This is a genomic window from Microcoleus sp. bin48.metabat.b7b8b9.023, assembly GCF_013299185.1.
Taxonomy (GTDB): domain Bacteria; phylum Cyanobacteriota; class Cyanobacteriia; order Cyanobacteriales; family Microcoleaceae; genus Microcoleus.
In genome coordinates this window covers 1-20,143 of record NZ_JAAFKG010000008.1, presented here as the reverse complement: position 1 = coordinate 20,143, position 20,143 = coordinate 1, and the positions used below count along the sequence as shown (strand labels likewise).

Annotated in this window: 14 protein-coding genes; 8 read left to right on the top strand and 6 right to left on the bottom strand. The window is 45.5% G+C overall.

The annotated features are described in order from the left end of the window. Nucleotides 1-26: 26 nt before the first annotated feature. Nucleotides 27-851, bottom strand: a complete 825-nt coding sequence (locus tag QZW82_RS06855; protein ID WP_366664981.1) for an alpha/beta hydrolase — start codon at nucleotides 849-851, stop codon at nucleotides 27-29. 159 nt (nucleotides 852-1,010) lie between these two features. Between QZW82_RS06855 and gcvH the strand changes: the two genes are divergently transcribed. Beyond that, nucleotides 1,011-1,400: a glycine cleavage system protein GcvH gene (gene gcvH, locus QZW82_RS06850; RefSeq protein ID WP_293146420.1), complete on the top strand. Its 390-nt coding sequence runs from the start codon at nucleotides 1,011-1,013 to the stop codon at nucleotides 1,398-1,400. 41 nt (nucleotides 1,401-1,441) lie between these two features. Here gcvH and QZW82_RS06845 read toward each other — a convergent pair whose 3' ends face one another. Further along, nucleotides 1,442-2,704, bottom strand: coding sequence for a transposase (locus QZW82_RS06845; RefSeq protein WP_293146418.1), 1,263 nt, complete (start codon nucleotides 2,702-2,704; stop codon nucleotides 1,442-1,444). Between the two features lie 417 nt (nucleotides 2,705-3,121). Here QZW82_RS06845 and gcvP point away from each other — a divergent pair, with 417 nt between their 5' ends. From gcvP to QZW82_RS06810, 7 genes are all read left to right on the top strand, one after another. Then, nucleotides 3,122-6,097, top strand: coding sequence for an aminomethyl-transferring glycine dehydrogenase (gene gcvP, locus QZW82_RS06840; protein ID WP_293146626.1), 2,976 nt, complete (start codon nucleotides 3,122-3,124; stop codon nucleotides 6,095-6,097). Nucleotides 6,098-6,426: 329 nt separating this feature from the next. Continuing rightward, nucleotides 6,427-7,824, top strand: coding sequence for an ATP/GTP-binding protein (locus QZW82_RS06835; protein WP_293146416.1), 1,398 nt, complete (start codon nucleotides 6,427-6,429; stop codon nucleotides 7,822-7,824). Between the two features lie 5 nt (nucleotides 7,825-7,829). Further along, nucleotides 7,830-8,441, top strand: a complete 612-nt coding sequence (locus QZW82_RS06830) for an RloB family protein (RefSeq protein WP_293146414.1) — start codon at nucleotides 7,830-7,832, stop codon at nucleotides 8,439-8,441. A gap of 165 nt (nucleotides 8,442-8,606) precedes the next feature. Continuing rightward, nucleotides 8,607-9,941: a serine/threonine-protein kinase gene (locus QZW82_RS06825; protein WP_293146412.1), complete on the top strand. Its 1,335-nt coding sequence runs from the start codon at nucleotides 8,607-8,609 to the stop codon at nucleotides 9,939-9,941. Between the two features lie 513 nt (nucleotides 9,942-10,454). Beyond that, nucleotides 10,455-10,856, top strand: a complete 402-nt coding sequence (locus QZW82_RS06820; protein WP_293146410.1) for an endonuclease domain-containing protein — start codon at nucleotides 10,455-10,457, stop codon at nucleotides 10,854-10,856. A gap of 244 nt (nucleotides 10,857-11,100) precedes the next feature. After that, nucleotides 11,101-12,468, top strand: a complete 1,368-nt coding sequence (locus tag QZW82_RS06815; protein ID WP_293146408.1) for a protein kinase — start codon at nucleotides 11,101-11,103, stop codon at nucleotides 12,466-12,468. Continuing rightward, nucleotides 12,468-14,147, top strand: coding sequence for a glycoside hydrolase family 44 protein (locus tag QZW82_RS06810; RefSeq protein WP_293146406.1), 1,680 nt, complete (start codon nucleotides 12,468-12,470; stop codon nucleotides 14,145-14,147). Before QZW82_RS06815 ends, QZW82_RS06810 begins: the two co-directional genes overlap by 1 nt. 289 nt (nucleotides 14,148-14,436) lie before the next feature. On the opposite strand, the gene QZW82_RS06805 is transcribed toward QZW82_RS06810, so the two are convergent. From QZW82_RS06805 to QZW82_RS06790, 4 genes are all read right to left on the bottom strand, one after another. Further along, the gene (locus QZW82_RS06805) at nucleotides 14,437-15,309 is read right to left on the bottom strand and encodes an MBL fold metallo-hydrolase (protein ID WP_293146404.1); all 873 of its coding nucleotides are present in this window, start codon (nucleotides 15,307-15,309) and stop codon (nucleotides 14,437-14,439) included. A 185-nt stretch (nucleotides 15,310-15,494) separates the two neighbouring features. Continuing rightward, a complete protein-coding gene (locus tag QZW82_RS06800) occupies nucleotides 15,495-16,739 on the bottom strand; it encodes an HhoA/HhoB/HtrA family serine endopeptidase (RefSeq protein WP_293146402.1) in 1,245 nt (414 codons plus the stop codon). Nucleotides 16,740-17,414: 675 nt separating this feature from the next. After that, entirely contained in the window at nucleotides 17,415-18,527 is a 1,113-nt protein-coding gene (locus QZW82_RS06795) for an AI-2E family transporter (RefSeq protein ID WP_293146400.1), read from the bottom strand. A 261-nt stretch (nucleotides 18,528-18,788) separates the two neighbouring features. Next, nucleotides 18,789-19,847: a D-alanine--D-alanine ligase family protein gene (locus QZW82_RS06790; protein WP_293146398.1), complete on the bottom strand. Its 1,059-nt coding sequence runs from the start codon at nucleotides 19,845-19,847 to the stop codon at nucleotides 18,789-18,791. Nucleotides 19,848-20,143 lie beyond the last annotated feature (296 nt).

Sequence of the window (20,143 nt, the reverse complement as noted above, 5' to 3'; positions counted from 1 at the left end):
CGAGGACTAAAGTCCTCACTACAAACTTAATTGGCGATCGCACCAGCAAACCTTCGCAAAGTGGTAGCATAGCGATCGCCAGCCACCTCCATTAAATCATTGTGTCCCGCGCGATCGACCCAAAAATTAAGTTTCGGCTCCTTAGCGGCCGCAAAAAGCTCCTCTCCGTGCCAAAACGGCACTACCCGATCTGCCTTACCGTGAAGCACTAAAACGGGCGATCGCACTTTACCAATTTTATCAATATTGACAAACTTATCAAACGGGAAAAGCGGAATCCGCGTCAACACCCGAAAAACAGAAACAAACGAACTTTCAACAACCAAACCTCCAACAGATTGCCGCGCAGCCAAATCAATAGCAGGCCCGCCACCAACAGAACGCCCGTAGAGAATAATCTGCTTGGGCGGCACTCGCAACTGTTGAGTTAAATAACTGTAAGCAGCCGAAATATCGCGATAAGCATTATACTCAGAAGGCTTGCCCTGACTCGTACCGTAACCTTGATAATCGTAAGCAAATACAGCAAACCCGATATCTCGGATATCTTGCAAAACCGACGAAATATATCCCAAATCCTCAGCATTGCCGTGACTGTAAAGTATGGTATATTGAGCTTGCGGGTTCGGAAAATAAACAGCAGAAATTTTCATACCATTAGCTGAGCTAAGTTTAATAATTTCGCTAGTATCCTGGTAGCCAGCAGCCGGAGGTTGAAAAATCAACCTGTCTGAAAAAAAGACTGCGTAAAGACACAAAAAAGCGTAGATAAAAATTATAGAAGCCAAGACTCGTTGGACAGAGAATTCCCCGAAAAGTAAAAGTTTCATTTTTTTATTCGTGTTCGCCATAACTATAGCCTTCTCAAAAAGTCAGGTATGCGTGCGATGCCCGATGCCCAATGCCCAATGCCCAATGCCCGATGCCCGATGCGTACTTAGTGAGAAAAGCTATAAATGCCCATAATTGAATAAGATTTAACAGATACTTTTTTACGGCAAGGAAATGACATGACACTAAGATACCCCGATGACCTAAAATACCTAGACACTCACGAATACATCCGACTCGAAGGGGAAATAGCCACCATCGGCATTAGCGCCTTTGCCGTTGACCAACTCGGTGATATTGTGTTTCTAGATTTGCCTGAAGTCGGTGCAGGTTTGGAAAAGGGCGAACCATTCGGTACAGTCGAGTCAGTGAAAGCCGTTGAAGACTTGAAAGCGCCTGTTACCGGTACAGTCGTAGAACGCAATGATGACATTATAGAGTCTCCCGAAAACTTGGCAGAAGACCCCTATGGCGCTGGGTGGTTTCTGAAAGTGCGCGTTGACAACGCTAGCGATGCGGATGACGCTTTGTCGGTTCAAGACTATCGCAAAATGGTAGAAGGGGATTGACGTACTCCCCGGCATGAATGCACGGGGATTCTTAAAGGATGTTACGAAGCGGGCTTAAGCTGCGCTTCTCCACTCTTCTTCCTGCTTCTCGGATTCTTAACTAGACTGTTGCCAGTCCCCGTCAGACCATCTCCACAGGCAATTTCATCCAGGATGCGTCCCACCCCAGAGATCCCACGATTGCGGATCACTTGTGCGGCTGCAATATCTCTATGAGTTGTGTAGCCGCATTCGGGACAAGAATGAATCCTGTCCTTCAATTCTTTTTTGCCAGTATGCGTGTCGCACTGTGGACACACTTGGGAGGTAAAGTCCTTATTTACCTTGCCAAAGTAAACGCCGCGCTTCCAGCATACCCATTCCAAGATGGATACAAATTGACCAAACCCAGCGTCTAAAGTATGCTTACCGAGCATCCCTTTAGCCCATGCCCGAAAGTCAATATCCTCTACAAACAGCATCCCCGCGCCGTCACAAAGTTTGTGAGCTAGCTTAAAGTGCCAATCTTTGCGGGTATCGGCAATGTGTTGATGAAGTCGTGCAATTTTCTGATTGAGCTGGCGTCGATTGCCAGAGCCAAGTTTTTTATGCTTCAGTCTGCGTTGCAGTAATGTCAACTCGCGTTGCAGTGAATTTAGAAAGTTTGGGCGCTCTATCAGCGCGCCTTCAGAAGTTGCAGCAAATTTGTCCAGCCCTAAATCAATTCCGACAGGGTATCCTGTGGGCACAGTGTCAGGCACGCTAACAGCGCTTTCGAGTGTCAGCATAAGAAAGTATCCAGAAGCCTTACGAACAATTCGAGCTTGCTTAACTACAAACCCGTCAGGAATTTCGCGAGACTTGATATACCCCATCCACCCCAATTGAGGCAGCTTGATTTGATTACCCTTCAAGAATTGACTTTTGCCCATTTGTGGATATACAAATGATCGCATTGCATCACGCTTCTTGAACCTGGGGAACCCCATTCCCTTGCGCTTCATATCTACAAACGCGGTTTCAAGTTTCCTTAAAACCTGCTGCAAGACCTGAGCGTTGACTGTTGCTAACTCAGGAAAAACGGTCTTTGCTTGAGTTAGCGCATTGGCTTGTACGTAGTAGTTTGGGTATGGCGCATCCGCTGGAATCATGTACTCAGAGGTAATTGAACAAGCATTAATTGGGCACTTACGCGAGTTGTACCAGTCTTTGCGCTCACGCAAAGCAAAGTTCCACACCTTTCGACACACATCTAAAGTGCGCTCAATCAGTTGGATTTGCTCATCCGTGGGTATTGCCTTGTACTCGTAAGTTAATGTCAGCATTGTTCAATTACCTCCTACAAAATACTACACCATTTTGTAGGATTATTCCGGGCTGAACTCAAAACATTTTGACGCTGCTGGCTTAAGCCTGCCTCTAGCTTTCATACCCTGCGGGAAAGACCGGGGTTCTCAGCATACGCACTATAGGAGAGAGGGGGAGAGGGGGAGATTGGAAAAATCTCTTCTCTTGCTTTTTCCCTCGAACCTCAAACCCTCAAACCTGAAAATTAATTCGCTACATCCGTTACAAAATCCTCTGTCGAACCGTTATATCCGCTACAAAATTCTTTACCAAACCACCACATCCATTAAATCCACTACCCAATCCGTTGTCGAACTTCCTTTGCGAAATGTTACAAACTTAAAGAAGCAACAATCCATTCAGGAGAATTACCCTTGGTACTCTACAGCCCGCAAATTGAACCCAGCCAACAGCAAAACCTTTCTTCCATCGACGGTTTTGCGGGGCGGCACATTGGCCCAACACCCAGCGAAATCCAGCAAATGCTAGATGTTTTGGGTATTTCCAGCCTTGATGAGTTAATTGACAAAACGGTTCCAGCGGCAATTCGCATTTCTCAACCCCTACAACTTCCCACAGCCAAAAGCGAGTACGCTGCTTTGGCAGAATTGAAAGAAATTGCTGCTAAAAATCACGTATTTCGATCGTACATCGGGACAGGATATCACAACTGCATCACACCCCCAGCCATCCAGCGAAATATCCTGGAAAATCCCGGCTGGTATACAGCCTACACTCCCTACCAAGCCGAAATTGCCCAAGGGCGATTAGAAGCTTTGCTGAACTTCCAAACCATGATAATCGAGCTCACAGGTTTGGAAATTGCTAACGCTTCCTTGCTGGATGAAGCGACTGCGGCGGCGGAAGCAATGGCGGTGAGTTACGGCGCTAATAAAAATAAAGCAAAAGCGTTTTTTGTCTCGCAAGATTGTCACCCTCAAACCATCGAAGTGTTGCAAACTCGTGCTAAACCGCTGGGAATTGAAGTGATTGTCGGCGACCATCAAAGCTTTGAGTGCGATCGTACAATCTTCGGCGCCCTCCTGCAATACCCGGCCACAGACGGCGCAATTTACGACTATACCGATTTTATTCGATCGGCACATCAAGCCGGCGCCTTAGTCACAGTAGCCGCCGATATTTTGAGTCTTTGCGTCCTCACACCCCCCGGCGAATTCGGCGCTGACATAGCCGTAGGAAGCACCCAGCGCTTCGGAGTTCCCCTCGGATTCGGAGGGCCCCACGCAGCCTATTTCGCGACGCGAGAAGAGTTTAAACGGCAAGTTCCAGGGCGAATTGTTGGCGTTTCCAAAGATGCTAACGGCAAATCTGCTTTGCGTTTGGCTTTGCAAACTCGCGAACAGCACATCCGCCGCGAAAAAGCAACTAGCAATATTTGTACCGCCCAAGTTTTGCTAGCAGTGATGGCGAGTATGTATGCTGTTTATCACGGCCCGTCTGGACTCAAACAAATTGCCGAACAAGTACGCAGTTTAACCGCAATTTTAGCATCTGGTCTTGCCAGCTTTGGATACAAAATTGGCGATCGACCTTTCTTCGATACTCTCCGGGTAGAATTGGGAGATAAACCGCTATCGGAAGTTCTACAAGCCGCTCAAAATCGCCACATTAATCTGCGGGTGTTCGACGAAACAACCGTGGGGATTACTCTGGATGAAACTGTCACGGCCGAAGATGTTAAAGAGTTGTGGAAAATCTTTGCACGGGAGAAGGATTATATCAGGGGTGACGGCGAGAATTCTCTAAGCGTTCCGCTGAATGCAGACGCCTTCACTTCCTATATGATGTTACCTGATTTTTGCGATCGTACAACCAGTTATCTCACCCATCCAGTTTTCAACAGCTACCACTCGGAAACCGAACTTTTGCGGTATATGCACCGCTTGGAAGCCAAGGATTTGTCGCTCAATACATCGATGATTCCCCTAGGTTCCTGCACGATGAAATTGAACGCCACAGCCGAGATGGTTCCCGTGACATGGGCGGAATTTGGTAACATACATCCCTTTGCACCGCGCAACCAAACTCGCGGCTATCAAATGATGTTCGTGCAACTCGAACAATGGCTGGCAGAAATCACCGGTTTTGCCGGAATTTCCTTGCAGCCAAACGCTGGTTCCCAGGGCGAATATGCGGGATTGTTAGTAATTCACCAATACCACGAACACCGAGGCGAATCTCACCGCAATATCTGTTTGATTCCCCAGTCAGCCCACGGTACAAATCCGGCTAGCGCGGTGATGGCTGGGATGAAAGTAGTTGCTGTCGAGTGCGATTCCCAGGGGAATATTGATGTCACCGACTTGCAGAAAAAAGCTGAAAAGCACAAAAATGAACTCGCTGCTTTGATGGTAACATATCCGTCTACCCACGGCGTGTTTGAGTCAGAAATCAAAGAAATTTGCGATATTGTCCACAACTGCGGCGGACAAGTTTATATGGACGGCGCCAATATGAACGCTCAAGTTGGTTTGTGCCGCCCCGGTGATTTTGGTGCCGATGTTTGTCACTTGAATTTGCACAAAACTTTCTGTATTCCTCATGGAGGTGGCGGGCCTGGTATGGGGCCGATTGGAGTCATGTCTCACTTGGTGGAATTTTTGCCTTCTACTGATGCAGAATTAAGAGTTTACCCCCCCCAACCCCCCCTTGCTAAGGGGGGGAGCAAGATAGAATCGTCCCTTAGTCAAGGGGAGAGTAAGATAGAATCAGTTGGTGCTGTTTCGGCTGCGCCTTGGGGAAGTGCGAGTATTTTGACTATTTCTTGGATGTACATTCGGATGATGGGAGGAGTTGGTTTAACTGAGGCGACGAAAGTTGCAATTCTGAATGCGAATTACATGGCAAAACGGTTAGAATCTTATTATCCGGTTTTGTACAAAGGGAAATCGGGTTTGGTAGCGCACGAGTGCATTCTGGATTTGCGACTTCTCAAGAAAACCGCAGGGATTGAAGTCGAAGATATCGCCAAACGCTTGATGGATTACGGCTATCACGCGCCGACGGTTTCTTGGCCCGTCGCTGGTACAGTAATGGTGGAACCGACGGAAAGCGAATCGAAGCAGGAATTAGACCGTTTCTGCGATGCCATGATTGCGATTCGTGGGGAAATTGCGGAGATTGAAAATGGCAATATGGACGCGCAAAACAATGTCTTGAAAAATGCGCCGCATACCGCAGAATCTCTGATGGTTGATGAGTGGAATCGTCCTTATACTCGCGCCCAAGCGGCTTATCCGACTCCTTGGACTCGCGAATATAAGTTTTGGCCTGCGGTGGGTAGGATAGATAATGCTTTTGGCGATCGCAACTTTGTCTGTTCTTGTCTGCCAATGGAGGCTTACACTTAAGGTTGCAATCCCTGAGTCTAAATCCCCTCCCATCTCAGGCAGGGCTGTTTCATTCCCAGGGAAACGATGCTTTTGTAGGGGTAGTGCCCCGTGCCTACCCTCTTCGTCCACGATTTTGTATGTGTTTCAGAGATTGGGGCGGGCACTCTTGGCACCGCCCCTACAAGAGAATGAAACAGCCCTGCCTCCCATCTCCCACATCTCCGTCTAGAGAGATAAAATTTGAATAAAACTAGGTAATTTAGGAGATTTTTTCTCCTAAATACCGTTTTATGCTACCATAGTTCCTGAAACTAGCGGAATCCTATTCCTCCTCATGGGTCAAAACAATGTTAATTCAACTTACTATAGAAAATTTCTTATCCTTCAGGGATGAAGTCACTTTTAGTATGGTGGGAGTTAATAGCGATCGACAACATATAGATCACCTTGCTGAAGATATAGCAGAAAAAGGGCGATCGATCTTGCCAATTGCAGCAATCTATGGAGCAAACGCAGCAGGAAAATCAAACCTAATTGAGGCCATCAGTTTTGCCAAAAACTTAGTGGTACAGGGAACTCGCAGCACTCAAACTATCCCTGTTTCTCCATTCAAATTGGGCGATTATAGTAAGCAGCCCAGCAAGTTTGAGTTTATTTTTACCCATAAAGGCGATCGATATTCCTACGGCTTCAAATTAAATAGAGAGCAAATATTTGAAGAATGGCTACATGGAATTCCTGACGGCAAAAAACAAGAAATCATGTATTTTGAACGCATTACATCATCCCAAAAAGAAACTAAAGTTGAATATGGTTCAAAGCTTAAAGGTAGAAGTAAGAAGCGCGAACAGTTTCTCGATTTTATTGCAGAAGGAACTCGCCCCAACCAACTTTTTCTAACAGAATCTCTGGAGAGAAACGTTGTAATTTTACAGCCTGTTTTTGACTGGTTCAGAAAAGTATTAACTATCATTCCAGCAGAAGCCGATTATACTGGCTTAGAAATTAGTGTCCTCAGCGATGAATCATTCACAGACTTTATGAGTGAGTTTCTGAAATTTGCAGGAACAGGAATTGACTCCATAGTCACAGAAAAACTAGAGTTGGATTTTGAGCGACACTTTCCAACAATGCCTAAAGTTGTAAGAGAGAATCTGATTCAGGCCCTGAATCAAGCAGAAAAAAATTCAATGGTAATGATTGAAAACTCAGGAGGCACAAGAGATATCCTATTTAAGGATGATGAGAGTCAAGTAATTTTGATTCAACTCAGAACTCGTCATCGCAGTGAAGATGGAGGGTTTATTGATTTTTCCATAGAAGAGGAATCAGAAGGAACTCAACGTCTGATTAATCTAATTCCGGCTTTGTTTATTCTCAAACAAGAAGAAGAAAAAGTCTTTTTCCTTGATGAACTAGATAGGCGCTTGCATCCTCTGCTTTCTCGTAACTTTGTCCAACTAGCAATTAATTGTAGAGACAAAAACAACCAACTGATCTTTACAACCCATGATACCAATTTACTCGACCTAGATTTACTCCGCCGTGATGAAATTTGGTTTGTTGAAAAGAGCGAACAAGGTGCCTCTAATCTTTACTCCTTAGCCGAATTCAAAATGAGACCAGACTTGAAGATTGAGAAAGGTTATTTGAACGGACGTTTTGGCGCTATTCCCTTCTTTGGAAATCCTCAAAATTTAGGGTGGCTTAATTGTGAAACTGATCTAGCTGTCACAATAAACTAATAGCAATGGAAAAAATCAAGCGCACAAAATTATTAGACAGACAACAGGACAGGAGAGATGCCAAACTATTTATAGTTGCTACAGAAGGCAAAGAAACTGAAAAACAATATTTTAGGATATTTAATAGCAGCAGAATCAAAGTCGAAATATTAGCAACTACAGAAGACGGCAAATCTTCACCTGAATATGTTTTAGAGCGTTTAGATATATTCAAAGAGCGATACGATCTAGATGAGGATGATATGCTTTGGCTGGTTTCTGATGTGGATCGTTGGGGGGCAAAGAAATTGAGTTCTGTCTGTAGTCAAGCTAGGCAAAAAGGCTATAATTTAGCTATTAGCAATCCTTGTTTTGAAGTATGGTTAACTTTGCACTTTGAAGAACTTAATACTCAGGATAGGACTTGCGATAATTTCAAGGCAAGACTGCGGACAATTTTAGGAAGTTATAATGGTAGCAATTTAGATATATCCGCTTACCAACAAAACATAGAAAATGCAGTAAATAGAGCAAAGAACCTACATCAAATTTCTCAGCAAGATTGGCCACCAACCCTAGGGACTCATGTCTATAGACTTGTCGAGATTCTACTGGAAAGCTTGGATAAAGACTTGTGACTTGAAGATTTGCTATCAGAATCAAAATCATTAATCTCTCTCTTCTCTTACCTCTGCGCCCTCTGCGCCCTCTGCGGTTCAAATCACTCCCAAAAAAGCCTCAACCAAAAATTCCCCCATCTCAGCTATAATCAAAACCATCCTCTCCATCCCCACAAACCCGCCATGAGACGCTGGCCCGACGGACAACAACTACACGACGGCAAATACATCATCGAAGAATACCTAGGTGGCGGCGGATTCGGTGAAACCTACCGCGCTCAAAATCGCCATGAAGGTAAGTCAGTTGCGATCAAAACTCTGAATCTTTTTCAACAATTCCAGCCGGATTTTGCTAAAACACAAAATAAATTCCTCAAGGAAGCAATGTCTTTAGCCAAGTGTCGTCATCCCCATATTGTCGAAGTTTATGATATATTTCGCGAGGGTGATTTCAATTGTATGGTAATGGAATTAATCGATGGGATTGACTTGGCTACCCATCTCAAAGAAAACGGCCGTTTGTCGGAACAAAAAGCTTTGTCGATGATTCAGCAATTAGGCGATGCACTGACTTGCGTCCACAAGCAAAACCTGACTCACCGCGATGTTAAACCCGAAAATATTATGCTCAGAAAGCGCGGTATGGAAGCTGTTTTGATTGATTTTGGTTTGGCGCGACAGGCGACGTTATCAGGAAAGTTAATGACTAATAGTAGCAGGGGGACTGAGCATTACGCACCCATTGAACTTGCGGAACAACGCTCTCAACTTGGCCCTTATACTGATGTTTATTCTTTGGCGGCGACGCTGTATAATATGCTGACAGATAACAAGCCGATTCCGTCGCCCGGTAGAAAGATTATTGATCCTTTTATTCAGCCAAAACAGTATGATAATAAAATTAGCGACAGGGTGAATGCCGCTATTATCAAAGGGATGGAGTTTGAACCGCAAAATCGCCCGCAGTCGGTGCAGGAATGGTTGGATTTGCTGATACCAAAACCAGTGGCTGCTGAGACTACGCGGGTGATTTCAGCCGTGGGGATGGATTATATAAACTTGCGGAATTTATTGGCGGCTAAAAACTGGAAAGAAGCCGATGAGGAAACGCAGAGAGTGATGTTGAAGGTGGCGGGTAGGGAGAAAAAAGGATGGCTGGATGAAGAAAGTATTGATAAATTTCCCTGCGAGGACTTGCGAACCATTGACCAACTTTGGGTAAAATACAGCAATGGGCGCTTCGGCTTTTCGGTGCAGAAGCGCATTTATCAAAGTTTGGGAGGAACCAGGGAATATGATAGAGAAGTTTGGCAGAAGTTTGGCGATCGGGTAGGGTGGAGAAAAAATAACTCATGGCTGTACTACAAAGACCTCACTTTTTCAGAGAAAGCACCAGAAGCTCACCTCCCCGTCGTGTGCACTCACATCCCCATATCCACTTTGGGTGAGTTTGGTGAGGGTGCTTTTGAGAGGACAGTCCGTACTCTCTTCTCTCGCGTCGAGACTTGTAGACTGTAACATCTAAGCGTTTCAGGATTTCATCAAGATTTATAATAAAGCCCAAAACCACGAAGCCATGCCCTGTCTACGTTTCCGACGGGGTTGTCGGGACATAACGAGCAAATAATCAAAATAAAATCAATCTCAGAAACCGGGTTTCTGCGATAGTTTATGTATCATCACCCAGATTCAGGAAGAAACCCGGTTTCTACCTCCCCACCAACAACTTCCAGACTCCATAACGCAAGAAACAAAATTTGTAGTTTGCATCAACAATCAAGACTAAGCAACCAACAATAAAACTCAAACAACTCTCTTACTCCCCCCCTTACCAAGGGGGGGCTGGGGGGGGTTAAAATACCAGCAACCAACAATAAAACTCAAACAACTCTTACTCCCCCTTACCAAGGGGAGGCTAAAATACCAGCCACCCACAAAAAAAACTCAAACAACTCTTACTCCCCCCCTTACCAAGGGGGGGCTGGGGGGGGTTAAAATACTCAGCAACCAACAATAAAATCCCATACAACAATGACAAAACTCTACAACAAAAGCTCAGAAAAATTCAAACGCCAGAAGCTTCGCAGAGAAATGACACCAGCGGAAAAGGATTTATGGGAAAAGATCAGAAACAGACAGCTTGAAAATTGTAAATTTCGCCGACAATACAGTGTAGCAGCATTCGTAATGGATTTTTATTCACCAGAAATCAAGTTAGCACTGGAAGTTGATGGTGACAGCCATTTTGTGGAGGGCGCTGTAGAATATGATGCAGAAAGGCAAGAGTTTATTGAGTCGGCAAGGATTAATTTTTTGAGGTTTACTAATGATGATGTTTATCATAATTTGGATGGGGTTTTGGAGGTGATTGTGGAGGGGATTAAATCGTTGAGAACATCGGGTGTTTTACCCCCCCCAGCCCCCCCTTGCTAAGGGGGGGAGTAAGAAGTTAGTCCCGAACTTTGGGTGGGAGTAGGAGTTAGAAATGTATGTTAAATTTAATCGTTTATTGCATTAACTTTTTAACCCCCCCCAGCCCCCCCTTGCTAAGGGGGGGAGCAAGAAGTTAGCCCTTTGTTAAGGATTGGGAGTAAGAGTTAGCTGTTTGTTAAGGGTGAGGAAAAGAATTTCCAGTGTCGAAAATCCTAAATTGAATAATCCCAAATATATAATCTATATGAGTTCAAAAGTTACTCTCACTATCACCGCAGGTAATCTCAAAGGCAAAGAATTTATCTTTGATACCCGCACAACTTGCATAATTGGCCGCGCTAAAGATTGCTATCCAAATATTCCCGATGACGACAAACACCGCACCATCTCCCGCTATCACTGTTTGCTAGATATCAATCCTCCTGACATCCGGGTGCGCGATTTTGGTAGCAAGAATGGTACTTTTGTAAACGGCAAAAAAATTGGTCAGCGAGAAGCACATCAAACTCCTGAAGAGGCGGCTCAAATTCAATTCCCAGAGTATGACTTGAGAGAGGGAGATGAATTTACACTCAGCGATACTTCTTTTCGTGTTGCGGTTGCCCTTGACCCGGAAATTGTCAAAACTGCCCAACAACAAAAACCAGCTTCTATTCCATCAAATCAAGAGAATTTGTGGGAAATGTTGAAAGCTTTTCTGTTCAACGCTGTGGGGGGTCAAAATAATATTGGAACTCTCGGTGATTATGTTTTGCTGAAGGAGTTGGGTAAGGGTGGTTTTAGTTTGGTTTATTTGGCGCGACACAAACTAACTAATGAAGAAGTGGCGCTGAAGGTGATGTTACCAAAGGTGGCGGCGAATCAGCGGGCTGTGAATTGGTTTTTGCGGGAAGTTGATAATACTAAATGTTTGAAGCATCCGAATGTGGTAGGTTTTAAAGAGTCGGGTTATGCTGATGACACTTTCTTTTTTACGATGGAATACTGCGAGGGTGGCAGTGTTGTGGATATGATGGCAAAACGCGGTGTTAGCACTTTGTCGATTCGTGAATCTGTAGGTATTATTACACAAGTCTTAGATGGTTTGACTTACACGCACAATGCGGAGATTCCGAATGTCAGATTGGCTGATGGTAGTTTTGCCAAGGGACGGGGTTTGATTCACCGGGATTTGAAGCCGGGGAATATTTTTCTGGCGAATGTGGGCGGGAAACAAGTTGCTAAGATTGGGGATTATGGGTTAGCAAAGGCTTTCGATCAGGCGGGTTTAAGTGGTTTAACTTTGAGTGGTAATGCTGTTGGTACGCCGTATTTTATGCCGCGACAGCAAGTGCTTGATTATAAGTATGCGAAACCGGAGGTTGATGTTTGGGCGGCTGCTGCTTGTTTGTATGTGATGATTACGGGATATGCGCCTCGCAATTTTGTGGGATTAGACCCGTTTCTTGCTGTGTTGGGTAATGATGTGGTGCCGATTCGCGATCGCACTTCGTCCATCCCTCAACCGCTAGCCACCGTAATCGATCGCGCTTTAATCGACAATCCTGAAATTTATTACAAAAGTGCAGGAGATTTTAAACAAGCTCTATTAAAAACTATATCACAAAATTAATGAATTTACGATTTTTATTGCAGTCTCCCGAAAATAAACCTCGTTGGCTTGTCCTATTTTTATTGGGTTTAATCGCCGCATTCGCGATCGCCGCAACAACAGCCTACTTCAAAAGCGCGATCGCCCAAAACAGTATATCCTTATCTGTAGACGTGACAGCCGATCGCCATTCCATCAGTCCCGACATCTACGGTATGAACGATTTTGCCATAGATCCGGCCCTCGCCAAAGAGTTGCGAATTCCGGTGGAACGCTGGGGCGCTAATCACACTAGCCGCTACAACTGGTTAGTCGATTCTTCCAACGTCGGCGATGACTTCTTTTTCGTCGGTGGCGGCGACAACAAAAACCCCATTCCCGGCGATTCCACCGACAAAATTGTCAAAACTAACCGCAATAACGGCAGCAAAAGCATCGTTACTATCCCGATGATTGGTTATGTAAATAAGTTTAGCACTTGGAACTGCGGCTTTCGAGTATCCAAATACGGCGCGCAAGAAAAAACCAATCCCTACATTTTTCCCGAAGGCGATAAGTGCGGCAATGGGAAGCGTCCCGACGGCACTTTAATTACTAATAATAACCGCCTTGATGTTAGCATTGTCAGCAACCCAGAATTTCAAGAAAAGTGGGTTAAGCACTTAGTTAAAACCCACGGTACTGCCGCGAAAGGTGGTGTCCAAATTTATCAAATGGACAATGAACCAAGCGGTTGGGGAAACACTCACCGCGACGTTCATCCAGAACCGACAAGTTATGACGAATTGCGCGATCGCACTTTCCAATATGCGTCAATGGTAAAAGCCACAGATCCCACCGCTAAGGTACTCGGCCCCTCGGATTTTGGCTGGCCTGTTTATGTGGATTCAGGCGTTAAGGGCGATCGCGAAAAACACGGCGGCGTCTGGTTTGCGCGGTGGTACTTGCAGCAAATGCGCGCCTACGAACAGCAAAAAGGTGTTCGCATCCTCGACTATTTTGACGAACACTACTATCCTGTCGTCGATGACCTCTGTTTGGCGAATTGTCCCGCCGGCGATGCTAAGACGCAAGCAGCCCGGTTGCGATCGACTCGTTCTCTGTGGGACAGCACTTATACTGATGAAAGTTGGATTGGTAAATACAATCCGCCGCTAACAATTATACCCCGGTTTCGAGAATGGGTCAAGCAAGATTATCCAGGTACAAAAGTCGCCATTACTGAATACAATTGGGGCGGTTTGGAGTCGATGAACGGTGCCTTAACTCAAGCCGATATCCTGGGGATTTTTGGGCGGGAACAACTGGATTTAGCCACGCTGTGGGGGCCTCCCAAGTCCTCGGAACCGGGGGCTTATGCCTTCCGAATGTACATGAATTATGATGGCAAAGGTGGTAAGTATGGTGATACTTGGGTGCGATCGCAAAGTACAGATGCAGGACAGTTGTCAATCTACGGAGCACAACGCACTAGGGACGGTGCTTTGACGCTGGTGATCGTTAACAAAACCAGTAAAAACTTGACCAGTAACCTGAGTCTGAAAGGCTTTAGTCCAGGTGCCAAAGCTCAAGTTTACACCTACAGCGAGGCGAACTTGCGGGCGATCGTCCGTCAGAGCGATTTAAGTGTCCGCGCTGCTGGATTTAAGGCAACTTATCCCGCAAATTCTATCACTTTGGTAGCCCTGCCCAAAGCCTAAAAAACAGGTTCGTAGTAAGGACTTTAGTCCTGATTCAGGTTCGTAGTAAAGACATTAGTCCAGGTTCGTAGTAAGGACTTTAGTCCTTCTTTCTGGGGCGAACCTCCTTCCAAGCAGGTTCGTAGTAAGGACTTTAGTCCTTCTTTCTAGGGCGAACCTCCTTCCAAGCGGGACAATCGCTATCATTCCAATCTAATCAGATTTGGTATGACTGCCAACTTTTTGGAAAGGACTAAAGTCCTTACTACAAACCGAGCGCCAAGTTTGTAGTAAGGACTTTAGTCCTTATTTAATGAGCCTCCATCCAAGCAATACACTTCTGCATTTGCTCGGCCATCGTTTCTCGATCGGCATCATACCTCCGCCCATGTCCCGGCAACACCCATTCAAAGGAGTAATTAGCCAAGTTTCGCATTGATTTGATTTGTTCCGACCAAGAATACCAACAGGCATTACGAAAGCCAATTAGCTGCTGCAAATTATCCGACCAAGCGAGATGATCGCCGCTAAACAAAAACTTGTTCTTATACAGTAAAACCGTGTGACCTTTCGTGTGACCTGGAACAGTTACAATTAACAAATCATCGGCGATTTGATGCGGTTCGCTGCCAGACAATTGAATTTCTACACTGCGAGTATCCGCGTTAATTTCGTCAGCATGAAGGATGCGATCGCACCCAAAATGCTCGCGGTATTTTTGATGGTCTGCGACATCATCCCGGTGAGTCAAATATAGATACCGAATGCCACCCATTGCTTCTATGTTTTTGACTAGCGGCGGTACAAAACGGGGAGAATCAACTAAAATGTTTCCTTCGGGGCGCACAATTAAATAACTAGCAGCGCCGTAGGATTTCTCTGAGTGGTAGCCGCAGTGGTAGATATTTTCGGTAACGAGTGCGGGCAAATGTTGCTGAACTTCTTTGATGTTTTTGGGTTTTTCAACTGTGCCGATCGAACTTGTGGGACAAGACAGCAAAGCTGCGAGACCTCGCATTTCTGCTGTTTCGTTTGTCGGCTGTTGGTAAACCGCAGATTGTTCTCCGGCTTGAGTAAATACTTCCGGTGCCATCCACCGACAAGTATCGCAGTCAATGCAGGTACTGTCTACATAAAAATTACCGCTAATGTTTTCAGTGCGCCGCCGATTAATGTTAGCCATTTTTCTACCTTTTAATAACCAATAGAAATAATTGTAAATTATACCAAATCCGGCTTAAATATCCTTTCTTAGTCCGCGGAGGCGGACTTTGTTCGTGTAGCAGCGGTTTCAACCGCCGAGTAGAATAATTAAAGCCCCAATTTATTCAATAAGTCGGGGCTTTAATCATTATATTATTTTAACTTCTACTGCTTCTGGCCCGCTGGAAAAGCACCAGCTTTCAGGGCCACAGTCACAGGTTGTCCCCCGCGGCTCAACTCAAGCTGCATATCCTTGCCTACGGTACTTTGCTCCACAATTTGCTGTACGCTGCCAGCATCGGTGACTTCTGTACCGTTGATTTTTTTGATCACGTCGGCAACGCGCACTCCAGCTTGTGACGCCGGCGAATTTTTCGCAACTCCCATAACTAACACGCCTTTATCTTCAGTCAGCCTCAATTTGGCGTTGGGATTTTTGTTGAATTCTGCTTTGACTTCGGGAGTAATGCTCAACATCCGAACGCCGAGATAAGGATGTTCGGCTTTTCCGGTAGTGACTAATTGGTTGGCAATTTGTTGCGCCCGATCGATCGGAATCGCAAAACCCAACCCTTGGGCACCTTCAATAATCGCCGTATTCATGCCAATAACTTGACCGCGCTGGTTCAGCAACGGGCCGCCGGAATTGCCGGGATTGATGGCGGCGTCGGTTTGAATAAAGCTGACGCGCTTGTCGGGAACGCCCACATCGGCGCTAGAACGGCCTGTCGCGCTAATAATACCGACAGTCACGGTATTGTCCAAACCGAGGGGATTGCCGATCGCGATCGCCCATTCTCCCGGCTGTAAATCTTCCGATTTACCCAAATTCACCACAGGCAAATTGGTAGCCTCAACTTTAACAACAGCCACATCAGTAACTGTATCTACGCCCAAAACTTTGCCTGCAAATTCGCGGCCGTCCTTCAGTTTTACCGTCACCGTATCTGCGCCATCAACAACGTGAGCGTTAGTCAAAATGCGGCCGTCGGAACCAAAAACAAAACCCGAACCAGAGCCCCGTTGTACCTTATTTCCCGGTCTAATCGGAGAGTCTGGGCCAAAGAAACGGTTGAAAAATGGATCGTCCAAAACATCAGGCTGTTCGGTTTTAACAGTGCGAGAAGAATTGATTCGTACCACTGCCGGGCCGACTTCCTGCACTACTTTAGTCACAAAATTAGAGTCTTGATTCGGCAATATATTTCCAGGTAAAGCTGAGATTGGCGCTGCGCTTGCAGGTTGTTCGGCTTTGATAGCATTAGAACTGCCAGGAACTTGCGAAGTTAGGGCGTTGCAGCCGACAGTTGCCGTGGAGCCGAGCAAAACTAGGGATAAAAAAGCAAGTTTTTTCGGCACAGAAAAACGGCGAGAAGGTTGAGTTTGATTAGATTTTTTGGGGGTTGACATAGTATTAATTTGCTAGGAGAATGGGCGAAGTTTATAATTATGGTTTGGTAGTTTTAGCACCGAGTGCAATTAACTTAGAACTCAAGGTTCTTTCATTTTAATTGAAACATTTATCAGATGTGTTTGGGTGGTGGGATTTACCCTACAGGCTGGAGTAGAAACCAGACTGTTGCAGGCAAATTGTTGATTTTAGGTGGTCAGCGCGATCGCCCTGGGTGAGGACTGACGAATTGCCACACCTGCGATAATACCAACTACGGTAACGGATCCGCATATTCCGCATTTCCTGGAAAATCTTCATGGCCTTGCTACCGGCGGCCCATAACTCAAACAAAAATGTTGGGTTTGTTTCCTTAGCCTGCAATGAAACCGGTGCGTTGCTCGCTCGAAACAGTCGCTCTTTCTTGAGGATTGTCGATGTATCCCTATCCTACGGCTATGAACGTTAATCTAAAATATAGCGGTTTTCAAAAAAGTGAGATATGCCCTATGCCCTATGCCCTATGCCCATGAGTACCTCATATGAGAGCTCGAAAGGCTATAGTATTATTTTTCCGTAGGTTCGATCGCAATACACTTCACTTAACACGATCCGAAGAGAGGAGCGCTCTTTGAAACGATCCGTTCGCCTTTATGCGTTCGGTGAAGGGTAGGAAAGCAAACTGTGTCTATTTTTCATAGTTTTTCCCTGTTGGAATCTCCGTTCTGAACTTTATTGGGTTCAATGGAACTAACCGCATCAATTTCCCTCGACTTGTTCCTCGAACTTTCCAAAATATCAACAGTATTCTTAATAAAACCAGCCATCGGTACAGCAACTAACAAACCTGCTACTCCCGCCACCTTAACTCCCACTAACAGAGAAACTAAAATCCACACCGGATTGAGACCGATAAAACCACCTAATAATCGAGGAGCAACCCCGCTTTCAATTACTTGCTCTATGACTGTCGCGACAGCTAAAACTGTCACACCGAGCCAAAAGTTGCTTAGTGTAATCAGCAAACTGACAACGCAAATACTGAAAGGTGCTCCGAAGGGAATCATCGTCATTACACCGACACCCAAACCGAAAAGCAGCCCGAAGGGAACTCGCAAAATTAAAAAAGCCACAGTCATCGACAGTCCCATCAAACCCGCCAAGGTTGCTTGTCCGACGAAGTAGTTGTGGAAGCTTCGCGCCAGCAACTGTCGCAATTGCAGGCTCTGTTTGGAGGGAAACCATTTAAACAATCCTTCCCACACGCGATCGCCATGCAAGAGCAAGTAGAATGTCAGAACTATTGTCAGCAGAAAATTCACCAGACTGTCTGCCGCACCCAAGCCAAATTTGAGGATTTCGCCAGTGAGAGACTGCAATTGAGTTGAAAGTCGATCGCTCAATTGAGTAGTCAAACCGCTAACATCAATGCGAAGATTGCGATTTTCCGCCCACTTGTTGAACGCTTCAATCTGTTCCGTACCAGAAACTATCCAAGTTGGGAGTCGGGTAGCGAGTTCAGTGATTTGGTTCAGCAGAATCGGGGCCAGAGTGACACCTAAAACCACCAATATCAGTAAAGTTACGAACAATACCGACAAAACTGCGCGATCGCGCTTCATCCCGTATTTACGCAGAAAACGCACTGGATAATCTAGCAAAAAAGAGAACACTGTAGCGATTACCAAAACAGTAATCAGAGCGCGAAAATATTCAAACACTAGGAGGGCTAACCAGCAGTTGAGTACCGCTAGAGGGAATAACAGTCCGTAAGTCCACCACTGCGGCAGTTTAGTGAAACGTCTCATTAAGTTAACCAAGTTAAAATTTGAGATGCCAGATGTGAGATTGACGCTGCTATTCGCCGTTCTCCGTTAACGATTTTATGTTGCATTTAGTTATACCAGGCTGCTAAAAATTCCCACTTGCTCTGCTAGTAGCAGAAATTGGGCTGTGGGCAGGTACTCCCTGCCACAACCATGTTATCTCGTTTCCGCTGGTATGGATATATTACCTGCGGAATAACTTATTTTTTGCTATTTTTAGGAAAGCAGTTTGAGGTTCTAAATTCAAGCTTTTTCCCCGTGCCGTTCGAGAGCTAATTGAATTAAACGGTCTGCTAATTCGGGGAAAGAAATACCATCATGTGCCCACATTTGAGGATACATACTGGTAGCTGTAAATCCGGGGAAAGTGTTGATTTCGTTAATCAAAACTTCTCCGGTTGATTCAACGTAGAAAAAGTCTACCCGCGCTAAACCGGCTGCGTCAATGGATAAGAATGCTTGCACTGCCATTTCTTGGATTTGCGAGACGATCGCACTGCTGACCTTTGCCGGAATTGAACACTCGGATTGTCCCTCAGTATATTTAGTTTCGTAGTCGTAGAAATCGCTTTGAAAACTAATTTCTCCCACCGTCGAAGCTTTCGGATTATCGTTGCCCAAAACCGCACATTCTAACTCTCTAGCAACCACACCAGCTTCCACAATAATCCGCCTGTCGTAGCTGGCGGCGCCATCAAGAGCGGCTTCTAACTCAGCGCGCGATCGAGCCTTAGAAATGCCCACAGACGAACCCAAATTTGCTGGTTTAATAAAGCAAGGATAGCCCAATTCAGTTTCAATTTTGTCGCACAGTTTGGGGAAAACGCAAGGATTCGACCAGATTTCGGAACGATTGACAGCGATGTATTTTACCTGCGGTAAACCTGCGCGCTCAAAAGCCATTTTCATCGCTATTTTATCCATTCCCAGCGCCGAACCCAAAACCCCGGAACCGACAAAAGGAACTTGCAATAATTTCAGCAATCCTTGCACCGTACCGTCTTCGCCGTTAGGCCCGTGCAAAACCGGGAACCAAACATCTACTCCATTAAAATTAGGAAATTGCCAAGCTTCTCCTGCTTGTGACTCTATTTCCAGAGGTTTGCCGTCGGCTAAGACTTGCTGCGGTAATGTTCCCGACAGCCAGCGGCCGTCTTTTTGGATGTAAAAGGGCAGAACTTCGTATTTAGAGGCATTTTCGTCAGCAGCGAGGGCGCGGGCGATCGCCCTTGCCGAACTAATAGAGACTTCATGTTCGCCCGATCGCCCCCCGAACAGCAGCCCGATCCGCATCTTCGTCATTTTTCCATACTCCCGATACTTTTTGATAAATATACACGCAGATAGCGCCACTCAAACAGAAAGTATTCGACAGAAAGCGAGAATTCAGGATAATTAAACAAGCTCAAAAACTGACAAAACTTTGCGATCTCATCAGAGGAGAGCTACTGGGGCTGTATTGGTTTCACAAAGGGAGCATCCCGGTTTTGAAAAAGCCTCAAATAGCCAAGAGATCGTTCAGGTAAGCACAACGAAGTTTTAGCATTTGATTGACATTTTTTTTCAACCATTGAGCTCCGGAGATTTTCAACCTTCTA

Coding starts and splice junctions, on each gene's coding strand:
- QZW82_RS06855 (WP_366664981.1), bottom strand. CDS start 851: ATGGCGAACACGAATAAAAAAATGAAACTTTTACTTTTCGGGGAATTC.
- gcvH (WP_293146420.1), top strand. CDS start 1,011: ATGACACTAAGATACCCCGATGACCTAAAATACCTAGACACTCACGAA.
- QZW82_RS06845 (WP_293146418.1), bottom strand. CDS start 2,704: ATGCTGACATTAACTTACGAGTACAAGGCAATACCCACGGATGAGCAA.
- QZW82_RS06835 (WP_293146416.1), top strand. CDS start 6,427: ATGTTAATTCAACTTACTATAGAAAATTTCTTATCCTTCAGGGATGAA.
- QZW82_RS06830 (WP_293146414.1), top strand. CDS start 7,830: ATGGAAAAAATCAAGCGCACAAAATTATTAGACAGACAACAGGACAGG.
- QZW82_RS06825 (WP_293146412.1), top strand. CDS start 8,607: ATGAGACGCTGGCCCGACGGACAACAACTACACGACGGCAAATACATC.
- QZW82_RS06820 (WP_293146410.1), top strand. CDS start 10,455: ATGACAAAACTCTACAACAAAAGCTCAGAAAAATTCAAACGCCAGAAG.
- QZW82_RS06815 (WP_293146408.1), top strand. CDS start 11,101: ATGAGTTCAAAAGTTACTCTCACTATCACCGCAGGTAATCTCAAAGGC.
- QZW82_RS06810 (WP_293146406.1), top strand. CDS start 12,468: ATGAATTTACGATTTTTATTGCAGTCTCCCGAAAATAAACCTCGTTGG.
- QZW82_RS06805 (WP_293146404.1), bottom strand. CDS start 15,309: ATGGCTAACATTAATCGGCGGCGCACTGAAAACATTAGCGGTAATTTT.
- QZW82_RS06800 (WP_293146402.1), bottom strand. CDS start 16,739: ATGTCAACCCCCAAAAAATCTAATCAAACTCAACCTTCTCGCCGTTTT.
- QZW82_RS06795 (WP_293146400.1), bottom strand. CDS start 18,527: ATGAGACGTTTCACTAAACTGCCGCAGTGGTGGACTTACGGACTGTTA.
- QZW82_RS06790 (WP_293146398.1), bottom strand. CDS start 19,847: ATGACGAAGATGCGGATCGGGCTGCTGTTCGGGGGGCGATCGGGCGAA.